Origin of the sequence: Streptomyces sp. NPDC052109 (assembly GCF_040680195.1) — a bacterium.
Taxonomy (GTDB): domain Bacteria; phylum Actinomycetota; class Actinomycetes; order Streptomycetales; family Streptomycetaceae; genus Streptomyces.
This window is the reverse complement of record NZ_JBFAWF010000034.1, coordinates 1-15,734: the sequence shown is the minus strand read 5'-3', so window position 1 is coordinate 15,734 and position 15,734 is coordinate 1. Positions and strand designations below refer to the sequence as shown.

At 71.7% G+C, this 15,734-nt stretch carries 17 protein-coding genes and 1 tRNA gene; 11 read left to right on the top strand and 7 right to left on the bottom strand.

The features are described 5' to 3' along the window. Nucleotide 1: 1 nt before the first annotated feature. The 3 genes from AB0L59_RS39165 (at nucleotide 2) to AB0L59_RS39155 (ending at nucleotide 2,162) form a co-directional block, all read left to right on the top strand. Nucleotides 2-907, top strand: a complete 906-nt coding sequence (locus AB0L59_RS39165; RefSeq protein ID WP_365592080.1) for an ATP-binding cassette domain-containing protein — start codon at nucleotides 2-4, stop codon at nucleotides 905-907. A 2-nt stretch (nucleotides 908-909) separates the two neighbouring features. After that, nucleotides 910-1,818, top strand: coding sequence for a sugar phosphate isomerase/epimerase (locus tag AB0L59_RS39160; protein WP_365592078.1), 909 nt, complete (start codon nucleotides 910-912; stop codon nucleotides 1,816-1,818). Nucleotides 1,819-1,967: 149 nt separating this feature from the next. Further along, nucleotides 1,968-2,162: a hypothetical protein gene (locus AB0L59_RS39155; RefSeq protein WP_365592075.1), complete on the top strand. Its 195-nt coding sequence runs from the start codon at nucleotides 1,968-1,970 to the stop codon at nucleotides 2,160-2,162. Nucleotides 2,163-2,309: 147 nt separating this feature from the next. Here the strand turns inward: AB0L59_RS39155 and AB0L59_RS39150 are convergent, their stop codons facing one another. From AB0L59_RS39150 to AB0L59_RS39140, 3 genes are read right to left on the bottom strand one after another with little or no spacing between them, the layout of a single operon-like run. Next, the gene (locus AB0L59_RS39150; protein WP_365592072.1) at nucleotides 2,310-3,314 is read right to left on the bottom strand and encodes a Gfo/Idh/MocA family oxidoreductase; all 1,005 of its coding nucleotides are present in this window, start codon (nucleotides 3,312-3,314) and stop codon (nucleotides 2,310-2,312) included. A gap of 43 nt (nucleotides 3,315-3,357) precedes the next feature. After that, entirely contained in the window at nucleotides 3,358-4,134 is a 777-nt protein-coding gene (locus AB0L59_RS39145; protein WP_365592069.1) for an SDR family oxidoreductase, read from the bottom strand. 18 nt (nucleotides 4,135-4,152) lie between these two features. Next, nucleotides 4,153-5,319: a phytanoyl-CoA dioxygenase family protein gene (locus AB0L59_RS39140; protein ID WP_365592066.1), complete on the bottom strand. Its 1,167-nt coding sequence runs from the start codon at nucleotides 5,317-5,319 to the stop codon at nucleotides 4,153-4,155. A 123-nt stretch (nucleotides 5,320-5,442) separates the two neighbouring features. Between AB0L59_RS39140 and AB0L59_RS39135 the strand changes: the two genes are divergently transcribed. Further along, the gene (locus AB0L59_RS39135) at nucleotides 5,443-6,474 is read left to right on the top strand and encodes a LacI family DNA-binding transcriptional regulator (RefSeq protein WP_365592063.1); all 1,032 of its coding nucleotides are present in this window, start codon (nucleotides 5,443-5,445) and stop codon (nucleotides 6,472-6,474) included. Between the two features lie 9 nt (nucleotides 6,475-6,483). Continuing rightward, on the top strand, nucleotides 6,484-7,107 hold the full coding sequence (locus AB0L59_RS39130) for a poly-gamma-glutamate hydrolase family protein (RefSeq protein WP_365592060.1): 624 nt from the start codon (nucleotides 6,484-6,486) through the stop codon (nucleotides 7,105-7,107). Between the two features lie 44 nt (nucleotides 7,108-7,151). Here the strand turns inward: AB0L59_RS39130 and AB0L59_RS39125 are convergent, their stop codons facing one another. Beyond that, nucleotides 7,152-8,312 carry a Gfo/Idh/MocA family oxidoreductase gene (locus tag AB0L59_RS39125; protein ID WP_365592057.1) on the bottom strand — a complete coding sequence of 387 codons (1,161 nt, stop codon included), beginning with the start codon at nucleotides 8,310-8,312 and terminating at the stop codon, nucleotides 7,152-7,154. 129 nt (nucleotides 8,313-8,441) lie between these two features. Between AB0L59_RS39125 and AB0L59_RS39120 the strand changes: the two genes are divergently transcribed. Continuing rightward, nucleotides 8,442-9,485, top strand: a complete 1,044-nt coding sequence (locus AB0L59_RS39120) for a LacI family DNA-binding transcriptional regulator (RefSeq protein ID WP_365592054.1) — start codon at nucleotides 8,442-8,444, stop codon at nucleotides 9,483-9,485. Here AB0L59_RS39120 and AB0L59_RS39115 read toward each other — a convergent pair. Next, entirely contained in the window at nucleotides 9,475-9,819 is a 345-nt protein-coding gene (locus tag AB0L59_RS39115; RefSeq protein WP_365592051.1) for a cupin domain-containing protein, read from the bottom strand. The two genes, AB0L59_RS39120 and AB0L59_RS39115, sit on opposite strands and share 11 nt — an antisense overlap. A 130-nt stretch (nucleotides 9,820-9,949) precedes the next feature. Between AB0L59_RS39115 and AB0L59_RS39110 the strand changes: the two genes are divergently transcribed. Next, nucleotides 9,950-10,465: a hypothetical protein gene (locus AB0L59_RS39110; protein WP_365592048.1), complete on the top strand. Its 516-nt coding sequence runs from the start codon at nucleotides 9,950-9,952 to the stop codon at nucleotides 10,463-10,465. A gap of 16 nt (nucleotides 10,466-10,481) precedes the next feature. Here the strand turns inward: AB0L59_RS39110 and AB0L59_RS39105 are convergent, their stop codons facing one another. After that, a complete protein-coding gene (locus AB0L59_RS39105) occupies nucleotides 10,482-11,060 on the bottom strand; it encodes a helix-turn-helix domain-containing protein (protein ID WP_365592045.1) in 579 nt (192 codons plus the stop codon). A 238-nt stretch (nucleotides 11,061-11,298) separates the two neighbouring features. On the opposite strand from AB0L59_RS39105, the gene AB0L59_RS39100 reads away from it, so the two are divergent. Both AB0L59_RS39100 and AB0L59_RS39095 read left to right on the top strand, forming a co-directional pair. Beyond that, nucleotides 11,299-12,726, top strand: coding sequence for an MFS transporter (locus tag AB0L59_RS39100; protein ID WP_365592042.1), 1,428 nt, complete (start codon nucleotides 11,299-11,301; stop codon nucleotides 12,724-12,726). A 45-nt stretch (nucleotides 12,727-12,771) separates the two neighbouring features. Continuing rightward, a tRNA-Pro gene (locus AB0L59_RS39095) sits at nucleotides 12,772-12,848 on the top strand. Nucleotides 12,849-12,946: 98 nt separating this feature from the next. Here the strand turns inward: AB0L59_RS39095 and AB0L59_RS39090 are convergent. Then, entirely contained in the window at nucleotides 12,947-13,858 is a 912-nt protein-coding gene (locus AB0L59_RS39090; protein WP_365592038.1) for an MBL fold metallo-hydrolase, read from the bottom strand. A gap of 292 nt (nucleotides 13,859-14,150) precedes the next feature. Here AB0L59_RS39090 and AB0L59_RS39085 point away from each other — a divergent pair, with 292 nt between their 5' ends. Then, nucleotides 14,151-14,942 (top strand): AfsR/SARP family transcriptional regulator, encoded by a 792-nt coding sequence (locus AB0L59_RS39085; protein ID WP_365592035.1) that lies wholly within the window; start codon nucleotides 14,151-14,153, stop codon nucleotides 14,940-14,942. Nucleotides 14,943-15,095: 153 nt separating this feature from the next. Then, nucleotides 15,096-15,677: an NAD(P)H-dependent oxidoreductase gene (locus tag AB0L59_RS39080; RefSeq protein ID WP_365592032.1), complete on the top strand. Its 582-nt coding sequence runs from the start codon at nucleotides 15,096-15,098 to the stop codon at nucleotides 15,675-15,677. Nucleotides 15,678-15,734 lie beyond the last annotated feature (57 nt).

The window sequence follows — 15,734 nt, the reverse complement described above, 5'->3', positions numbered from 1 at the left end:
GATGACCGACAACACCACCCACGGCACCGTCGTCCAGGACACCCCGCCCGCCCCGGAGGGGCTGCTGGTCGAGCTGCGCGGGGCGGGCAAGTCCTACGGCAACATCCGCGCCCTGCACGGCGTGGACCTGAAGGTGCACGCCGGCCAGGTCACCTGTGTCCTCGGCGACAACGGCGCGGGCAAGTCCACCCTCATCAAGATCATCTCCGGGCTGCACCAGCACACCGAGGGCGAGTTCCTCGTCGACGGGCAGCCGGTGCGCTTCTCCACCCCGCGCGAGGCCCTGGACCGCGGCATCGCCACCGTCTACCAGGACCTGGCCACCGTCCCGCTGATGCCGGTGTGGCGGAACTTCTTCCTCGGCTCGGAGATGACCAAGGGGCCCTGGCCGGTCCGCCGCCTGGACATCGCCCGGATGAAGGTCACCGCCGACGAGGAACTGCGCAACATGGGCATCGTCCTGGACGACCTGGAGCAGCCCATCGGCACCCTGTCCGGAGGCCAGCGCCAGTGCGTGGCGATCGCCCGGGCCGTCTACTTCGGCGCGCGGGTGCTGATCCTGGACGAGCCGACCGCCGCGCTGGGCGTGAAGCAGTCCGGCGTGGTCCTGAAGTACATCGCCGCCGCCCGCGACCGCGGCCTGGGCGTCATCTTCATCACCCACAACCCCCATCACGCCTACATGGTCGGCGACCACTTCAGCGTGCTGCGCCTGGGCACACTGGAGCTGTCCGCCTCCCGCAGCGAGGTGAGCCTGGAGGAGCTGACCAACCACATGGCCGGCGGCACAGAACTCGCCGCGCTCAAGCACGAACTGGCACAGGTGCGTGGCGTCGACACCGAGGAACTGCCCGAGGAGAGCGACCTCGGCGCACCCGTGGCGCCCTCCGCGGAAGGAACCCCCTGACCATGGCCACCCCCACCCCGCTGGACCGGATCCGGGTCGGCTCGGCCCCCGACTCCTGGGGCGTCTGGTTCCCCGACGACCCGCGGCAGGTGCCCTGGGAACGCTTCCTCGACGAGGTCGCGCAGGCCGGCTACGAGTGGATCGAACTCGGCCCCTACGGCTACCTCCCCACCGACCCCGCGCGCCTGCGGGACGAGGTGGCCCGGCGGAACCTGAAGGTCTCGGCGGGCACGGTCTTCACCGGCATGCACCGCGGCCCGTCGGTCTGGGAGGAGACCTGGGCCCACGTCAGCGAGGTCGCCGCGCTGACCCGGGCCGCGGGCGCGCGGCACCTGGTGGTCATCCCCTCCTTCTGGCGGGACGACAAGACCGCCGAGGTCCTGGAACCGCCGGAGCTGACGCCCGAGCAGTGGGCGCACCTGACCAAGGGCATGGAGCGGCTCGGCCACGAGGTCAAGGAGACGTACGGACTGGACATCGTGGTCCACCCGCACGCCGACACCCACATCGACACCGAGGACCACGTCGAGCGCTTCCTGGACTCGACCGACACCGAGCTGGTCAACCTCTGCCTGGACACCGGGCACTACGCCTACTGCGGCGGGGACAGCGTCAAGCTCATCGAGACCTACGGCGAGCGCATCGGCTATCTGCACCTCAAGCAGGTCGACCCGGAGGTCCTCGCCGAGGTGGTCGCCGGCGGGGTGCCGTTCGGGCCGGCGGTGCGGCGCGGCGTGATGTGCGAACCGCCGTCCGGCGTGCCGGAGTTGGGCCCCGTCCTGGAGGCCGCCCAGAAGCTGGGCGTGGAACTGTTCGCGATCGTCGAGCAGGACATGTATCCCTGCGAGCCGGACAAGCCCCTCCCGATCGCCGTGCGCACCCGGCGTTTCCTGCGGTCCTGCGGGGCCTGAAGGAACCGCTGGTGGACCGGGTCCCGGGGACGGGGCCCGGTTCCTGCGCAAGGGCACCGGATTCAGCCAGGGCCTGGCCGGGAACCAACCGGGGGCACGCGGGCGTTGTCGGTGAGGACGGGGGACACCCGGTGAGACGGGAGGACGACATGACGCAGCGCAGCGAATCCCGGGAGAGCGCGCCGGACACGACCGACGCGGCCCTCCTGCGCCGTACCCGCTTCGGCTCCCTGCCCGAGCGGATACGCCCGGAGGACACGGTCGAGACCAAGCCGGCCACCGTGCCGGATCCGGCGCGGGACACGTACAACCCCGACGAGTGGCTGGTGCGTTACTGCCTCTGAACCGCAGCGAGCGGGACGGCGGCGTGGACGAGCAGGCTCTCGGCGCGGTCCCGCACGGTTCGGGAGCTGATCGCGGGCGGGCCGCGGGCCCGACCCGCACCAGGCCGCTGGGCAGGGGTGCGGCTGGTGGCTGCCGCACCTGCGGCGTCAGGCGCGCCGGACCTCCGCGAGCGTCACCGGCCGGTGCTCCTGCAGGGAGAGGGTGCACGCCTCGGCGATCCAGCCCGCCTCCAGGGCGTCCTCGATCGTGCAGGGGGAGGGGCGGGTGCCGGCCACGACCTCGGTGAACGCGCTGAGTTCGGCGCGGTAGGCCTCGGTGAAGCGGTCCATGAAGAACTCGTGCGGTGTCCCGGACGGGAAGGTCACGCCGGGCTCGACCGAGCGCAGCGGGAGCCTGTCGTCCAGGCCGACCGCGATCGAGTCCTGGAAGCCGTGGAGCTCCATGCGGACGTCGTGACCGCGGCCGTTGTGACGGGAGTTGGAGACCACCGCGATGGTGCCGTCGTCCAGGGTGAGGATCGCGCCGGTGGTGTCCGCGTCGCCCGCCGCCTTGATGTAGCCGGCGCCCCGGTTGCCGCCGACCGCGTACACCTCGGTGACCTCACGGCCCGTGACCCAGCGGATGATGTCGAAGTCGTGCACGGAACAGTCGCGGAAGATGCCACCGGAGGCGGCGACGTACGCGGCGGGCGGCGGCGCCGGGTCCAGGGTCGTGGAGCGGACCGTGTGCAGTTCGCCCAGCTCACCTGCCTGGACGGCGGCGCGCGCGGCGGTGAAACCCGCGTCGAAGCGGCGGTTGTAGCCGATCTGGATCGGCACGTCGCTGTCCCGGACGGCCCTGAGCACCTCGACGCCCTCCGCCATGGTGCGGGCGACCGGCTTCTCGCAGAAGACCGGGACACCGGCCTCGACACCGGCCCGGATCAGCGCCGGGTGGGCGTCGGTGGCCGCCGCGACGACCAGGCCGTCCACCCCGGCGGCCAGCAGGGCCTCCGGGGAGTCCGCGACCTCGGCGCCGAACCGCTCGGCGGCGGCCTTGGCGGCGTCCGCGAACGGGTCGGCGACGACGAGCGAACCGACGGCGTCCAGTCCGGAGAGGGTCTCGGCGTGGAAGGCGCCGATGCGGCCGAGGCCGAGGATTCCGATACGCATGGGTGGTGCAACTCCTGAGGTCCGGTGAGCGGGCAGGGGAAGGTCAGTCGAGGGCGCCGAGTACGTTCTGGTCCCAGTCGATCACCGAGCCGGTCACCACACCGGAGCGGTCGGAGAGCAGGAACACCACGAAGTCGGCGATCTCGTCCGGTTGGCCCAGCCTGCCCATCGGCAGCTTCGCCGCGGCCCGCTCCCGCCAGTCGTCGCCGGCGCCGTGGAAGGCGCGCTGGGTGGCGTCCTCCCCTTCCGTCGCGGTCCAGCCGATGTTCAGGCCGTTGATCCGGATGCGGTCCCAACGGTGGGCGTGCGCCGCGTTGCGGGTCAGACCCACCAGACCCGCCTTGGCGGCGACGTACGGCGCCAGAAACGCCTGACCGCCGTGCGCCGACGAGGTGATGATGTTGACGATCGTGCCGGGCGCCTTGCGGCCCACCATGTCGGCGACCGCCGCCTGCATCGCGAAGAACGGCGCCTTCAGGTTGATCGCGATATGCGCGTCGAACAGCTCCGGGGTCGTGTCCAGCAGGGTCCCCCGGGATGTCAGCCCCGCCGAGTTCACCAGACAGTCGATCCGTCCGTGCGCGTCCACCACCTCGGCCACCACTGCCCTGGCCCGGTCGGCGTCCGCCAGATCGGCGCGCACGAACATCGCCCTGCCCCCGCCCGCCGCCAGCTCGGCGACCAGCGCCTCGCCCGGTTCGGTGCGGCGGCCGGTGACCGCCACGACGGCGCCCTCCCGGACGGCGGCCCGCGCGATCGCGGCACCGACCCCCTGACTGCCGCCGTTGACCAGGACGACCTTGTCGTCGAGAAGTCCCATGCCCTGCTCCGACCCTTCTCAGCTTTCCCGCCGTTCGCTACCGGCCCGCAGCTCCGCACGGAGCCGCTCCGGGGTCCACTTCTCGCGCACCGCCCGCCGCAGCACGTCCGCCTGCGCCGGCGGGGCCAGACCCTCGACCGGCGGGTCGCTGTCGAGGTTGGTGGGGAAGGGGTAGCCCTCGGCGCTCGCGGCGATCACGTTGTCCAGCCACTCCTCGCCGGCGCCCTCGGCCGCGCGCCGCAGCAGCACCGGGAACACCGCGTTCGCCACGGCCTCACGGTCCACCGTCTCCATCGCGCGCCCGAAGGCGGAGGAGATCTGGAGCAGGTTGGCCGTGCGCCGCACGTCCGTCGTGCGGTTGGTGCCGGCGGCGTGGAAGAGCGCCGGGTTGAAGAAGGCCGCGTCGCCCTTGGCGAGCGGGAGCTGCACATGGTGTGCCTCGAAGTAGGCCTGGAACTCCGGGAGCCGCCAGGCCAGATAGCCCGGCTCGTACAGCTGTGAGTACGGCAGATAGAGCGTCGGGCCCGACTCCACCGGCATGTCGCAGTGGGCGACCGCGCCCTGGAGGGTGAGCGCCGGGGAGAGCCGGTGCACATGGGCCGGGTAGGCGGCCGCGGCCGCGTTGCTCAGGAAGCCCAGGTGGTAGTCCCGGTGCGCGGTCTGACCGGCACCACCCGGGTTGACCACGTTGACCTGCGAGGTCACCTGGTAGCCGGGGCCCAGCCAGGCCGAGGAGACGAGAGCGAGGACGCCGTTCGCGTAATAGTCGGCGAACGCCTGCGCGTCGTACAGGGCGGTCTTCTCCAGCGCGTTCCACACCCGGTCGTTGGCGCCGGGCTTGGCGAAGTGGTCGCCGGCGGTGGCGCCGGAGGCCCGCTGTTCGGCGATCAGCGCCTCGAACACGGCCGTGACCCGGTCGACGACGGACGGGTCCGGGTAGGCACCCTTGATCACCACGATCCCGGGTCCGTCGGCGAACGCCCGCACCAGCTCGGCCCGCAGCGCGTCGCGGTCGCCGGCCGTGCGCAGCCGCTCGGCGTCGTAGACCGGGACGTCGTCCGCCACGGAGTCGGCGTGCGGGTGGTCCGCGAGGTCCGTGGTACGCGCGACCAGGGTGCGGAAGGCGGCGAGGTCGCAGTCCTGCTCGGACAGCCAGGTGCGGCCTGGTACGGAGGCGACGGACATCGGTGTCCCTCTTTCGATCACGGGCCTGGGCCACGAGAGCGACGCAGTCCTGTCATTCTTGTCAGTACAAACCCCTCGAACAACCAGCACCGAGCCATCAAAAACCCCTCAAGGAGCCGGTCCATGGGCCATCCGTTCCCGATCCGGGAGATCGCACGTCAGGCGGGTCTCAGCGAGGCCACGGTGGACCGTGTGCTGAACGGCAGGGGAGGGGTGCGCGAGAGCACCGCCCAGGAGGTGCACCGGGCCATCGCCGACCTCGACCGGCAGCGCACCCAGGTGCGGCTGGTGGGCCGTACGTTCATGGTGGACATCGTGATGCAGGCGCCGGAGCGGTTCAGCACCGCGGTGCGGGCCGCCCTGGAGGCCGAGCTGCCGTCCCTGCATCCGGCCGTGGTCCGCTCCCGCTTCCACTTCCGTGAGACCGGCCCGGCCGCCGAGCAGGTCGGGACGCTGGACCGGATCGCCCGGCGCGGCTCCCAGGGCGTGATCCTCAAGGCGCCGGACGTCCCCGAGGTCACCGCGGCGGTGGGCCGGCTCACCGCGGCGGGCATCCCCGTCGTCACCCTGGTCACCGACCTGCCCGCCAGCGGCCGGATCGGGTATGTCGGCAGCGACAACCGGGCCGCCGGGGCCACCGCCGCATACCTGACCGGCCAGTGGCTCGGCGACCGGCCCGGCCATGTCCTCACCAGCCTGAGCAGCGGCTTCTTCCGCAACGAGGAGGAGCGTGAGATGGGCTTCAGGAGTGTGATGCGGGCCCGGCATCCGCGGCGCACCCTGGTGGAGATCGCCGAGGGGCAGGGCCTGGACGCCACCCAGTACGACCTGGTCCGCGCCGCCCTGGAACGGGACCCGGAGATCCGGGCCGTCTACTCCATCGGCGGCGGCAACAACGCCACCCTGCGGGCCTTCGCCGACCTCGGCCGCGAGTGCGCGGTGTTCGTCGCGCACGACCTCGACCACGACAACACCCGGCTGCTGCGCGAACACCGCCTGTCCGCCGTGCTCCACCACGATCTGCGGCATGATCTCCGGGAGGCCTGTCACGCGGTGATGCGCTTCCACGGCGCCCTGCCGCCCGCCGGACCACTGCTGCCGTCGGCGATCCAGGTCGTGACGCCGTACAACATGCCGGTACGGACGGACGGTTGAGGGGGAGCGATGACACGCACCGAAGAAGTGGAGGTCGAGGGCGTCCCGATGGTCGCGACCCTCGTACCCGGCGACGGGATCGGACTGCTCGCGCTGCACGGCAGCAACGAAGGGGGCACGGCCCAGCTCGCCGAGACGGTGGCCCGCCACTGCGGCGCCACGAGCCTGGTCTTCACCCAGCCGGGAGTTCACCGGCCCGTCCACATCCCGTCCCCGCGCATGGCCGCCGAGCCCTGCGGCCTGCTGCGGGAGTTCCTCGAACGTGTCTCCCTCACCGTCTCCCTGCACGGCCACAAGCGGCCCGAGGCGCCGCACGCGGTGTTCCTCGGCGGCCGCCACCGCGACGCGGCCCACGTGCTCGCCGACGCGCTCACCGTCCATGCCCCGCACTTCCCGGCGGTCACCGACCTGTCGGCGATCCCGTCCGGCCTGCGCGGGGTCCACCCCAGGAACCCGGTCAACCTGACCCGCCTCGCGGGAGTCCAGGTGGAACTCCCGCTCCTGGCCCGCACGAGAGGGGGAGCCGACATCCCGCCGCGGGAGGTGGTCGAGGCGCTGGTCACGGGGGTGCGGGAGCTGGGCAGGGGTGCGGGGAGCCGGGCGGCCGGCCACGCCGCCGCGGCAGACGCCTGACGGCAGACACGGCACATCCGGCGGCGCCTCCGGCGGAGCCGGAATCAGCCGGCCTCCACGTCCGTCCACCGTCCCTCCCGGGCGGCCCGCGTCATCGCGTCCAGCACGGCCGCACTGTGCACCGCGTCCACCAACGTGGCGCCGTACGGGGTCGCCTCGGCCACGGACCGTACGAACCGGTACGCCTCGATCACCTTCAGGTCGTCGTACCCCATCGCGTTGGCCGCCCCCGGCTGGAATGCCGCGAACTCCCCGGCCCCCGGCCCCACGTGAACCGTGCTCACCGGCTGGTCCTGATACGTGGTACCCCGGCTGACCGCCAGCTCGTTCATGCGCCGGAAGTCCCAGAAGGCGGCGCCCCTCGTGCCGTGCACCTCGAAGCCGTAGTTGTTCTGCTCGCCGACCGAGACCCGGCAGGCCTCAAGGACCCCGCGGGCGCCGGAGGCGAAGCGCAGCAGGCAGCTCACGTAGTCCTCGTTCTCCACCCGTCCGGGCTCGCCGCCGGCGGCGAGGGCGTGGCCGGCGGTGGCGCCGGACGGGCGGGCGCGCTCCGGGAGGAAGATCGCGGTGTCGGCCGTGAGCGAGGCGATGTCGCCGAGCAGGAAGCGGGCCAGGTCGGCGCCGTGCGAGGCCAGGTCGCCCAGCACCCCGCTGCCGCCGCGCGCCCGCTCGTACCGCCAGGTCAGGGCGCCGTCCGGGTGGGCGGCGTAGTCGCTGAACAGCCGGAAGCGGGCGTGGGTCACCGTGCCGATCTCGCCGGAGGCGATCAGATCGCGGGCGGCCTCGACGGCGGGCGCGTTGCGGTAGTTGAAGCCGACGGTGCCCTGCACGCCGGCCTTGGCGGCAGCGTCGGCGACCGCGCGGGCGTCCTCGGCGGTCAGCCCGACCGGTTTCTCGATCCAGATGTGCTTGCCCGCCTCCGCCATCGCCACGCCGATCTCCCGGTGCAGGAAGTTCGGGGCGGTGATGCTGACGGCCCGGACCCGGGGGTCGGCGGCCACCTCCCGCCAGTCGCGGGTCGCGGAGGCGAACCCGAACCGCTCGGCGGCCTCCTCGGCCCGCCCCGGTACCTCCTCGGCGACGGTGACCAGCCGGGGGCGCAGGGGAAGCTGCGGATAGTGGTGCGGCAGACGCGCGTACGCCTGGGTGTGCACCCGGCCCATCCAGCCGAACCCGACGACGGCGACACCCAGCTCATCCACCATGACAGCCCCTCCTGGGCTCCTTGGAACGGTCCATGCCCTGTCCATTCCCTGTCCCGGTCACCTTGTGCGGACATAGCCGGCGTGTCAACCCTTTGACAGAGCGGCACTCCGCATGGAACGGTCCATGTCATGCGCCCTCCGACGATCCGTGACGTGGCCGAACGGGCCGGAGTGTCCAAGTCACTGGTCTCGCTGGTGCTGCGCGGCTCGGGACCGGTCAGCGCCGAGAAGCGGGACGCGGTGCTGCGGGCCGCGCACGAGCTGGGCTACCGGCCCAACGCGGCCGCGCGCAGCCTGAGCGAACGGCGCACCCTCACCCGCTCTCGGCTTCGTCCGAGCGGGGGGACCCCCGTCGTCGGGGTCCTCCTGGACGATCTGCGCAACCCCTGGTTCGTCGACCTCCTGGACGGCCTCAACTCCGTGCTGCACGCCGCCGGCCTGCACACGCTGCTCGCCGATGCCCGGCTGAACCGGCGCATCGGGCACGACCTGGCCGAGCCCCTCGTGGACGTCGGCGTCGACGGGCTGGTGATCGTCGGTACGGTCCCCGGAGCGGCTGGGCTCGGGGAGCTCGCGCGGCGGATGCCGGTGGTGGTGGCGGGCGCGCGTGAGCCCGGGCCGGAGGGGGTGGACGTCGTCGCCGGGGACGATGAGCGGGGGGCCCGGCTCGCCACCGGGCATCTGCTGGGCCTCGGCCACCGCCGGATCGCCCACCTCGCCGGCCACGGCGTGGTCGGCGCGCTGCGTCGGCGCGGCTTCGAGGCGGCGATGCGGGCACAGGGCGCCGAACCGGTCGTCGAGCCGGGCGACCTGACCGAGGAGGGCGGCTACCGGGGGACCGTACGCCTGCTCAGCCGCCCCGAGCGCCCGACGGCGCTCTTCGCCGTCAACGACATGGCCTCGGTGGGGGCCCTGTCGGCGGCGGGGGAACTGGGCCTCAGGGTGCCGCACGACCTCTCGGTGGTCGGTTACGACAACACCAGCATCTCCCGGCTGCGGCACGTCTGGCTGACCACCGTCGACACCGCCCCCTACGAGATCGGCCGGCGCGCCGCCCGCTGCCTGCTCGACCGGTTCGAACGGCCGGACGGCGAGGGGAGCGTCCACCTCGCCGCACCGACGCTGGAGATCCGGGGGACGACGGCGCCGCCCGGAGACGAACTCACCGGTTGATCGCGTACGCCTTGCGCAGGGTCTCGTGCACCGTCCATGTCGTACGGTCGCCCGCGCGCAGGACCGCCATGTCGCCCGGCCCCACCGTCAGCGTCGGCCCGTCCTCGACCTCGATCGTCGCCGAACCGCTGATCACCACGAACACTTCGTCCGCCTCGGTGTCGGTGACCACGCCGGGCGTGATCTGCCAGATCCCGCGGATCTGGCGGCCGTCCGGCGACTCCCAGACCACCTTCTCGGTGACCTGTGGGTTCCCGGAGACGATCTGCTCGGGGTCGAGGGGGTCGGGTTCGAGGTCGGCGCCCGGGACATGGAGCGCGAAGCTGTGCGTCATGCGCCGAGCCTAGGCCGCCTCGCGCGTGCGCCGCGGCCGACAGTGTGTGGGGCGTCGGGGCTGGTGGGAGGACACTTCGTCGGTCCGTGCGGACTGGCGGGGAGACGGGGCACGGGTGATCGTGGAGAACATGGCTGACTCCACGGCGGTCGGCACGGCACCGCAGCGGCGGCACGACACCCGCGAGGCCGTCCTGTTCGGGGGTGTGTACGGCGCCGTCCTCGCCAGCTCGATGGTGGCGGCGCTCACCCAGTACGGGCACACCTCCGCCGAGGCCCGTGGCTACGACGCCGCCTGGGTACTGGTGACCGCGCTGGCCTCCGCCCTCGCCCACGGCTACGCCCACTACATCGCCGAGCGCGCCCCGCACCGCCGGTGGGACGTGGTGCGCGCGCTGTGGGAGGAGTGGCCGCTGGTCGTGGCCGTACTGCCCACGGTCTTCCTGCTCGCGGGCGCGTGGTGGAGATGGTGGCCGGCGAAGGGCGTCGAGTACGCGGCGTTCGCCCTCAACGTCCTGATCCTCTTCCTGCTCGGGCTGCTCACCGCCCGCTGGACGGCCCGGAGTTGGCCGACGGCCGCCCTCATGGGGGCGGGGGACGCCTTGCTCGGCCTGGTCGTGGTGGTGGCGAACGCGCTCATCAAGTAGAGGGCGTCTCCTGGTCTCAGCGGCCCGTGCGGACCCCGTCCAGCGCGATCGCGAGCACCCGGTCGCGCTGGGCGTCGTCGTCGAACGTCGTGGCCGTGATCCCCGCGACCATCCGCAGCAGATCGGTGAAGTCCATGTCCGCGCGGGCCGCACCCGCCCGCTGGGCGCGCTCCAGCAGCGGGCCTCCGGCCGCGTACATCGAGTCACGGCAGGACTGGAAGATCTCCGACTCGTCGTTCAGCGCCTCGCGCACCGCCCGCTTGGTGACCATGTAGCCGGCGAACCGGTCCAGCCAGGCCGTCAGCGCCTCCCAGGGCTCCCGGTCCGCGAGTTCCTCGGCCGCCTGGCACAGGGCGTTGACCTCGTCGGCGTAGACGCTCTCGAAAAGGTCGCGGCGCGTGGCGAAGTTGCGGTAGAGGGTGCCGATGCCGACGCCCGCGCGGCGGGCGATGTCCTCCAGGGAGGCGTCCGAGCCGTGCTCGGCGAACGCCTCACGGGCGGCGGCGAGCAGGGCGTCGTAGTTGCGGGCGGCGTCCTTGCGGTGCGGCCGGCGGGCCGCCACGAGTTCGCCGACGGGGAAAGGCGTGGCCGTCACTGCTGCCTCCCGGAGGGGTCAGAAAACGGAGGTTCACCTCCGTATCTTGAACCGGAGGTGTGCCTCCGTTAGAGTGGAGGGGTACCTCCACTTTAGCAGTGGGGGGGCGGCTCCGCCGTGTCCGGACGCGTGCACGCGCCCGCCGCCCCCTACCCCTTGTCTCCTTCGCCGCGCGGGCGTCCCGCCCGCTCCCCTCGTCACCGACCGTGCACGTCCCGGATCTCGGAGAGGCTTCTCCATGCCCCGCACGTCCACCCGCCTCACCTTCGCGGTCCTCGCGACCGGTGCGGGCGTGTTCTCCATGCTGCAGTCGCTGATCGCGCCGGCCCTGCCGACCGTCCAGCACGCCCTGCACACCTCCCAGTCGACCGCGACCTGGGTGATGACGGCGTATCTGCTGTCCGCCTCGGTCTTCACCCCGATCCTCGGCCGGGTCGGCGACCTCGCCGGCAAGAAGCGCACACTCGTCGCCGTCCTGGTCACCGTCCTGGCGGGCTGTCTCGTCGCCGCGCTCGCCCCGACCATCGGCGTCCTCATCGTCGCCCGGGTGGTCCAGGGCGTCGGCGGCGCCCTGTTCCCGCTGTCCTTCGGCATCATCCGCGACGAGTTCGCGCCCGCCGAGGTGAGCGGCAGCATCAGCACCCTCTCCGCGGTCATCGCCGCGGGCGGTGGGGTCGGCATGGTCGCCGCCGGGCCGATCGTCTCCGCGCTCGACTACCGCTGGCTCTTCTGGATCCCCGTGGCGATCGTCGCCGCGACCGTCCTGATCGCCGTGGCCTACGTCCCCGAGTCCCCCAAGAGGGCCCAGGGCAAGGTCAGTTGGTACGGCGCCGGGCTGCTCTCCGCCTGGCTGGTGGCCCTGCTGCTGCCGCTGAGCCGGGCCGGACAGTGGGGCTGGGGCTCGCCGAAGGTGCTCGGCCTGTTCGCCGCCGCCGTCGTGCTGTTCACCCTGTGGCTCACGGTCGAGGCCCGCTCCCGCACCCCGCTGATCGACCTGCGCGTGATGCGGCTGCCCGCGGTGTGGACGACCAACGCGGCCGCGCTGCTCTTCGGCGCGGGCATGTACGCGATCTGGTCCTTCCTGCCGGGCTTCGTCCAGACACCGTCCGCGGCCGGCTTCGGCTTCGGCGCGAGCGTCACCGCCTCCGGCCTCCTCATGCTGCCCATGCTGCTCGCGATGTTCCTCTCCGGCATCCTCTCCGGCCGTCTGGAGCCCCGCGTCGGCGCCAAGGCGCTCCTCACCGCCGGTGCCGCACTCGGCTCGGTGGCCTGCGGATTCCTCACCCTCTGGCATGACGCGCAGTGGGAGATAGCCGTGGTCGCCGGGCTGTTCGGCCTGGGCATCGGCCTGGCCTTCGCCTCCATGGCCAACCTGATCGTCGGCAGCGTCCCGGCCGAGCAGACCGGCGCCGCGACCGGCATGAACGCCAACATCCGCACCATCGGCGGTTCCATCGGCGCCGCGGTCACCAGCGTCCTGGTCACCGGACACCTGCAGCCCTCCGGCCTGCCCTACGCCTCCGGCTACACCCACGGCTGGGCCCTGCTCGCCGTCCTCTGCCTGGGCGCCGCCGGCGCCGCCCTCCTCGTCCCGGTCCGCCGCCCGGACGGCACGACGGCCCCCGCCGCCACGGGGGCGACACGGGCACCCGCACAGGTGCGGTAGGGTTGACCTGCGTGATCACGCGGGGCACCCCGGGTGAGACCGCATCGGGACGTGGCGCAGCTTGGTAGCGCACTTGACTGGGGGTCAAGGGGTCGCAGGTTCAAATCCTGTCGTCCCGACCAGGGCGACAGCCCATGGTCACCGGTGAAGGCCCGTATCCGGAGTGGATACGGGCCTTCCGCGTGTCCAGCGGGCTGCCCCGCCGGCGGTCCGGCGCGCGTCAGGCCTGACACTCCGGGAGACCGCCGTGCAGGTCCACCATCTCCGCGAAGAGCTGGTCCACCCCGGCCGGCGTGCGCCCGCTGTCGTCGTCGAGTTCGTCGTAGGCCCGGTGCAGGTTCGGTGCGAGCCGCTCGCTGTCGAGCAGGTCGCCGAACGGCCCGAGGTCCGCCCGCCTCGCGGCTTCCAGCGGGGGCAGGCCCTGGGCGAGGCCGGCCCGGGCGAGTTCGGTCAGCCAGTCCAGATAGCGCTCCGTCGCGTCCAGCAACTCCGGCCCGCCGACCGGGCCGTGCCCCGGTACGACGGTCACCGGATCCAGCTTCCGCAGCGCCGTCACAGCGGCCCGGAGCCCGCGCACCGACCCGGTGAGAACGAACGGTGTCACCCCCGACATCACCAGGTCGCCCGCGAACAGCACGCGTTGAGGCGGCAGCCATACGACCGTGTCGCACCCGCTGTGGGCGGGGCCGAAGGAGTGCAGTTCGGCCTCGTGGTCACCGAGGCGCAGCGTCACCGGGCCGCCGAAGGTCAGGTGCGGCAGCACCACCTCCACGTCGCCCCAGTCGACGTGCGGCCACAGCCCGGTGAGATGCAGGCCGGTACGCTCGGCCTCCTTCCTGGTCTCCTCGTGCCCCATGACGAGCGCCTCGGGAAAGACGACGTTCCCGAACGTGTGGTCGCCGTGCGCATGGGTGCTGACGATCAGCCTCGGCGGGGTGCCGGCGACCTCCAGGGTGTGTGCGCGCAGCCGCCTCGCCCGTGCCACGGTGGCCGCCGTGTCGATGAGCACGCAGCCGTGCTCGGAGACGATCAGACCCGCGTTGTTCAGACACCAGCTTCCATCGGGCTGCAGAAAGGCATGAATCCCTGCGGTAATCGCTTTCAGTTGCGGTTCACCGGTGAAAGTGCGCATGGGGGCGACCCTGGCAGCCGTCGCTCGACTATCACTCGAAGCCGCTTCTGGAATTGATCCTTCAGGTGGTTGTGTAGATATCCGCAAGAAATCTCTAAAGCACACGCAATGCATCAGCAAAATATTTTTTACCCGAGCGGGTATGGTGCGTTAGGCAAAATGGGAACGGGCAATTCCGGCACGAAGCTTGTAGTCTCGCACATGCGACGCGCCGAGCGGCGGGTTTTGAACTGGACACGTCGTCGGGTAGCGTCCCTGGCTGAGTGGGCAGTGCCGAACGGGGAGATCATAGATGATCGGCAATCGTGTACGGGTCCAATTGCTCGGACCGCTCGAGATCAACTGCCAATCGGAATCCGGACGAGAGGCGGCCGAATCACTTTTTCAGGTGACCGCGATCAAACTCCGACAAGTACTGGCGATGCTCGCCGTGAATGCGAACACCATGGTGAGCACGGAGCAACTCATAGACGAACTGTGGCCCTACGGGCCGCCGCGCACGGTGAAGACCATCGTGCAGACCTACGTCTACCAGTTACGCAAGCTCTTCTGCAGCAACTTTCCCGCCGCGCAGGAGGCGTCCGTCCTGATCACCCGGCCGGGCGGATACCTGCTGGCCGTCCCCCGCGAGAACGTCGACGTCTTCGAATTCCAGCGGCTGGTGGAAGGCGGCCGGAACGCCCTGGACCAGGGGCGGCCCGGATGTGCGGCGGAACTCCTGCGGGAAGCCCTGGCACTGTGGCGCGGGCCGCTGCCGGCCGATATCGTCCATGGCCCCTCCTTGCACGGGCTCTCCGCGTACCTGGAGGAACAGCGGCTCGAGGCGGTGTCGCTGCGCATCGAGGCGGACATGGCGAACAATCGGCACCGGGAAATCGTCGGTGAACTCCGCTCACTGGTGGCCACCCATCATCTGCACGAGCCGTTTCACGTCCGGCTGATGCAGGCATTGCACCGTTCCGGGCGGCGCGGTGAGGCGCTCAGCGTGTACCACCAATTGCGCCGCATTCTCGACGACGAGCTGGGGCTTGAGCCCTCGTCCGAGGCGAAGAAACTCCACCACGAGATCATCGCCAGTCGATAGCGCCGTTTTCCGTCGGCCGCACCACGATGGAATTCCTGGCCATATCAGGGCCTCGAGGCCCCCGATCAGCGCGTCTTGAGCGGGCTTCGAGGCCTCTGGTGACACTGGATAAGCATCACATCCGCTGTTCCACCGACGTCACGGGAAGAGAAGATGGCGAAGGAACTCCGTCTGGCGATGCTGGTGGCCTGCTCGTCATCGAGCGGTACGGGTGCCATGATCGCGGACTGGCTCTACGAGACCGCCTCCGATGTGAGCGGCTTCGATCTGGACCGGCTCGACCTCGCGGAGTGGGAGTTGCCGCCCGTTCCCACCCTCGCACCCGCCCCCGATGTCGAGGAGCGCGTGCGGCGGCTGCGGGGACGGCTCGATGACGCGGACGCGTTCGTCGTGGTCACCCCCGAGTACAACCACAGCTTCCCCGCCCTGCTGAAGATCGTTATCGACTGGAACCACAAACAGTGGCAGGCGAAGCCGGTGACGTTCGTGTCCTACGGCGGACGTTCCGGCGGGATACGCGCCGCCGAACAGCTGCGGCAGGTGTTCGCGGAGCTCCACGCGGTCTCGCTGCGGGACGGAATGAGCTTCCACGGCCCCCGGGACCGCTTCGACGCCGACGGACGCCCCGAGGACGTGGCGGGCACGCGCACCGCGGCCAAGGTGATGCTGAACCAGCTGTCGTGGTGGGCACGCGCCCTGGCGGACGCCCGCCGGAAGAGCCCCTACACGCTGTGAACACAGGAGCCGGGGGGGGGGGGGGGCGGGGGGCGCCCCCCCCCCCCCCGCCACCCC

Bases quoted from the DNA above. Each gene is read 5' to 3' on its own strand.
- AB0L59_RS39165 (WP_365592080.1), top strand. From the start codon at position 2: ATGACCGACAACACCACCCACGGCACCGTCGTCCAGGACACCCCGCCC.
- AB0L59_RS39160 (WP_365592078.1), top strand. From the start codon at position 910: ATGGCCACCCCCACCCCGCTGGACCGGATCCGGGTCGGCTCGGCCCCC.
- AB0L59_RS39155 (WP_365592075.1), top strand. From the start codon at position 1,968: ATGACGCAGCGCAGCGAATCCCGGGAGAGCGCGCCGGACACGACCGAC.
- AB0L59_RS39150 (WP_365592072.1), bottom strand. From the start codon at position 3,314: ATGCGTATCGGAATCCTCGGCCTCGGCCGCATCGGCGCCTTCCACGCC.
- AB0L59_RS39145 (WP_365592069.1), bottom strand. From the start codon at position 4,134: ATGGGACTTCTCGACGACAAGGTCGTCCTGGTCAACGGCGGCAGTCAG.
- AB0L59_RS39140 (WP_365592066.1), bottom strand. From the start codon at position 5,319: ATGTCCGTCGCCTCCGTACCAGGCCGCACCTGGCTGTCCGAGCAGGAC.
- AB0L59_RS39135 (WP_365592063.1), top strand. From the start codon at position 5,443: ATGGGCCATCCGTTCCCGATCCGGGAGATCGCACGTCAGGCGGGTCTC.
- AB0L59_RS39130 (WP_365592060.1), top strand. From the start codon at position 6,484: ATGACACGCACCGAAGAAGTGGAGGTCGAGGGCGTCCCGATGGTCGCG.
- AB0L59_RS39125 (WP_365592057.1), bottom strand. From the start codon at position 8,312: ATGGTGGATGAGCTGGGTGTCGCCGTCGTCGGGTTCGGCTGGATGGGC.
- AB0L59_RS39120 (WP_365592054.1), top strand. From the start codon at position 8,442: ATGCGCCCTCCGACGATCCGTGACGTGGCCGAACGGGCCGGAGTGTCC.
- AB0L59_RS39115 (WP_365592051.1), bottom strand. From the start codon at position 9,819: ATGACGCACAGCTTCGCGCTCCATGTCCCGGGCGCCGACCTCGAACCC.
- AB0L59_RS39110 (WP_365592048.1), top strand. From the start codon at position 9,950: ATGGCTGACTCCACGGCGGTCGGCACGGCACCGCAGCGGCGGCACGAC.
- AB0L59_RS39100 (WP_365592042.1), top strand. From the start codon at position 11,299: ATGCCCCGCACGTCCACCCGCCTCACCTTCGCGGTCCTCGCGACCGGT.
- AB0L59_RS39090 (WP_365592038.1), bottom strand. From the start codon at position 13,858: ATGCGCACTTTCACCGGTGAACCGCAACTGAAAGCGATTACCGCAGGG.
- AB0L59_RS39085 (WP_365592035.1), top strand. From the start codon at position 14,151: ATGATCGGCAATCGTGTACGGGTCCAATTGCTCGGACCGCTCGAGATC.
- AB0L59_RS39080 (WP_365592032.1), top strand. From the start codon at position 15,096: ATGGCGAAGGAACTCCGTCTGGCGATGCTGGTGGCCTGCTCGTCATCG.